Origin of the sequence: Streptomyces sporangiiformans (assembly GCF_005768555.2) — a bacterium.
GTDB lineage: Bacteria > Actinomycetota > Actinomycetes > Streptomycetales > Streptomycetaceae > Streptomyces > Streptomyces sporangiiformans.
In genome coordinates this window covers 1-3,957 of the sequence record NZ_VCHX02000023.1, presented here as the reverse complement: position 1 = coordinate 3,957, position 3,957 = coordinate 1, and the positions used below count along the sequence as shown (strand labels likewise).

The following is a 3,957-nucleotide window of genomic DNA, read 5'->3' as shown; positions in this document are numbered from 1 at the left end:
GCGGTGGCGGTGGATCCGGTGGAGGCGCGGTTCTGGGAGACGATCGAGCGGGAGGACCTTGAGGGGCTGGCCGCGACCCTGGGACTGGGGGATGCCGGGTCACTGGGTGAGGTGCTGCCCGCGCTCTCCTCCTGGCGGAAGGGCCGTCAGCAGCGGTCCACGCTCGACAACTGGCGCTACCGCGTCGTATGGCGGCCGCAGGCCCAACCCGCCCCTGCCCCCGCCACGCCGGACGGCACTTGGCTCGTCGTGATCCCCGAAGGACACGAGAACAACACCCTCGTACGAGCCGTCACACGCCACCTTGAAGGAGCCGGAGCCGAATCAGGAGCCGAAGCCGAAGCCGGAGCCGGAGCCGGAGTCGTCCCGTTCGTCATGAGCGCGACGGACCTCGACCGCGCGGACGCCGCAGAACGGCTGAGGGCGGTCGTAGCGGCCCACGAGGACTCCGCTCCGGTACGCGGAGTGGTGTCGCTGCTCGCCCTCGACGAACGTATGGCGCCTGACCATTCCGGGGTCACTGTCGGACTCACCCAGTCGGTGGCCCTCGTCCAGGGGCTGCTGGACGCGGGTGTCAACGCCCCCACGTGGCTGCTCACCACGGAGTCCGTCACCACCGGCCTCGCGGACGACGAGGTACGGAATCCACTGCAGGCCGCGATGTGGGGCCTCGGTCGCGTCATCGCGCTGGAGCAGCCCAAGATGTGGGGCGGTCTCGTCGACCTTCCCGCCGACCTGGACGAGCGCACCGGGACCGCACTCGCCGGGATCCTGTCTGCGGGCGGCGACGAGGACCAGGTCGCGCTGCGCTCATCGGGAACGTATATCCGCCGCCTGGTGCGCGCCCCGCTGAACGGCCGCCCGGCCTCCCGGCCGTGGACCACCAGCGGCGCTGCTCTGATCACCGGGGGCACCGGGGGGCTCGGCGCCCACACCGCACGCTTCCTCGCCGGCAAGGGCGCGGAGCACCTGGTGCTGACGAGCCGCCACGGCGTCGAGGCACCGAGGGCCGCCGAACTGCGGGACGAACTCACCGCGATGGGGTGCCGGGTCACCGTCGCCGCCTGTGACGTGGCCGACCGGGAAGCACTGACCCGGCTGGTGGAGCAGGTCGAGGCCGACGGGCCGGCCATCCGCACGGTCGTGCACACGGCGGGCGTCGGCTTGCTGGCGCCTCTGGCCGAGACCAGCATGGACTACTTCGCGGAGGGCGCCCGCGCGAAGCTGCTCGGCGCGGTCAACCTCGACGCCGTCTTCGACCGCGAGGGACTCGACGCGTTCGTGCTGTACTCCTCGGTCGCAGGCACCTGGGGCAGCGGTGACCACGGCGCGTACTCCGCCTCCAACGCCTACGTCGACTCGCTCGCGGAGAACCGGCGCGCCAGGGGCCTCGCCGGCACGTCGGTCGCCTGGGGCATCTGGAGCCCGGAGGACGGCGGTATGGCCGTCAACGTGGTGCGCGAGCAGCTGCGTTGGCGCGGCATCCCCTTCATGGACGCCCAACTGGCCGTCACCGGACTGGAGCAGGCCCTCGACCACGGCGACCCCTTCCTCGCCGTCGCCGACATCGACTGGGAGCGGTTCGTCCCCGTCTTCACCGCGGCGCACCCCCGCCCCCTGCTTCACGAGGTGCCCGAGGTCGCCGAGTTGATGAGCGCGAGCGAGGCGGAGACCGACGGCACGAGCACCGAGTCCGCCACCCTGCGCGCGACACTGGCCGCCCTGCCGCCCGCCGAGCGTGACCAGGCTCTGACCGACCTGGTGCGCACCCACGTGGCCGGTGTCCTCGGCCACGCCGACGCCGACGCCGGCGAACTCGCGGCCGGTCGCGCCTTCCGCGAGATGGGCTTCGACTCCCTGACCGCCGTCGAACTGCGCAACCGGCTCACCTCGGCCACCGGCGTGAAACTCTCCGCGACGGTCGTCTTCGACCACCCCACCATCAGGGAACTCGTCGCCCAACTGCGCACCCACTTCGACGACGTCGCGGACGAGGACTCTCCGGCCAAGGGCGCCACGGCCGAGGCCCGCCCCGCCGTCGCCGTTCCCGCTGACGAGCCGATCGCGATCGTCGCGATGGGATGCCGCTTCCCCGGGGACGTCCAGTCGCCGGAGGACCTGTGGCGGCTGGTCCGGGACGAGGTCGATGCGATCTCCGCGCTGCCGGCGGACCGAGGCTGGGATCTGGACGCGTTGTACGACCCGGACCCTGACAAGCCCGGCACAAGCTACGTGCGCGAGGGCGGATTCCTCGACGGGGCCGCGGAGTTCGACGCCGCGTTCTTCGGGATCTCGCCGCGTGAGGCCGTGGCGATGGATCCGCAGCAGCGGCTGCTCCTGGAAACCGCATGGGAGGTCCTCGAACGTGCCGGCATCGCGCCCGACAGCCTTCGCGGCAGCGCCACGGGCGTCTTCGTGGGCGCCTCACACCAGGGCTACGGCAGCGGCTTCGAGGCCCCCGAAGGCATGGAGGGACACCTTGTCACCGGAACGGTGACCAGCATCGCCTCCGGCCGCATCTCCTACACCCTCGGGCTCGAAGGGCCCGCCGTGACCATGGACACCGGCTGCTCGTCGTCGTTGGTGGCCCTGCACCAGGCGGTCCAGTCGCTGCGTACGGGTGAATGCTCACTCGCCCTCGCGGGCGGCGCGGCCGTCATGGGCGAGCCCATCGGACTCGTCGGCTTCAGCCGGCAGCGCGGCCTTGCCCTGGACGGCCGGTGCAAGGCGTTCGCCGCGGATGCCGACGGCATGGGCATGGCTGAGGGTGTCGGCATGCTCCTGCTGGAGCGGTTGTCGGATGCGCGGCGTCGTGGGCATCGGGTGCNTGGAGCGGTTGTCGGATGCGCGGCGTCGTGGGCATCGGGTGCTGGCGGTGGTGCGGGGTTCGGCGGTGAACCAGGACGGTGCGTCGAATGGTCTGACGGCTCCGAATGGTCCGTCTCAGCAGCGGGTGATCCGGGCGGCGTTGGAGAACGCGGGTCTGTCGGCGGCGGATGTGGATGTGGTGGAGGCGCATGGTACGGGCACGAAGCTGGGTGACCCGATCGAGGCGCAGGCGTTGATCGCGACGTATGGGCAGGAGCGGGCGGAGGGCCGTCCGTTGTGGCTGGGGTCGGTGAAGTCCAACATCGGTCATACGCAGGCTGCTTCGGGCATGGCCGGTGTGATCAAGATGGTGACGGCGATGCGGCAGGGTGTGCTGCCGAAGTCGTTGCATGCTGACGACGTATCGCCGTTCGTGGACTGGTCGGCGGGCGCGGTGGAGTTGCTGTCCGAGGCCCGGGAGTGGGAGGCGGATGGTCGTCCCCGCCGGGCGGGCGTGTCGTCCTTCGGCATCAGCGGTACGAACGTGCACGTCGTCCTGGAACAGCCGGAGCCGGTGGAGGAACCGTCCTCGTCGGCGGAACCGGTCGGTGGTGTGGTGGTTCCGTGGGTGGTGTCGGCGCGTTCGGCGGCGGCGCTGCGGGAGCAGGCCGGGCGGCTCGTGGAGCGCGTGGAAGAGAACGATCTCGACCCGCTGGATGTCGCACACGCCCTCGCCACCACGCGAGCGGCCCTGGATGAACGCGTCCTCGTAGCCGGGTCCGACCGGGACGAACTGCTGTCCGGCCTGAGCGCCGTGGCGCGCGGAGAACTGCCCGCGTATGGAGCGCGAGGTGTGACAGACGGTTCCGGGGACGCCGTGAAGCCGGTGTTTGTGTTTCCGGGGCAGGGGGCGCAGTGGGTGGGTATGGCGGTGGAGTTGTTGGATTCCTCGCCGGTGTTCGCTGCGCGGTTGGGTGAGTGTGGGGCGGCGTTGTCTGCGTTTGTGGACTGGTCGTTGGTGGATGTGGTGCGTTCCGGTGAGGGGCTGGACCGCGTCGATGTCGTTCAGCCGGTGTTGTGGGCGGTGATGGTGTCGCTTGCTGAGGTGTGGCGGTCGTTTGGTGTGGTGCCTGCTGCGGTGGTGGGGCA

The 3,957-nt window shown here is 70.9% G+C and carries 3 pseudogenes; all 3 read left to right on the top strand.

The features are described 5' to 3' along the window. Positions 1 to 3 precede the first annotated feature (3 nt). Positions 4 to 144, top strand: a pseudogene (locus tag FGD71_RS50375) (hypothetical protein); the annotation flags it as partial. Between the two features lie 507 nt (positions 145 to 651). Then, positions 652 to 2,827, top strand: a pseudogene (locus FGD71_RS48255) (beta-ketoacyl reductase); the annotation flags it as partial. A 1-nt stretch (position 2,828) separates the two neighbouring features. Beyond that, positions 2,829 to 3,957, top strand: a pseudogene (locus FGD71_RS48250) (acyltransferase domain-containing protein); the annotation flags it as partial.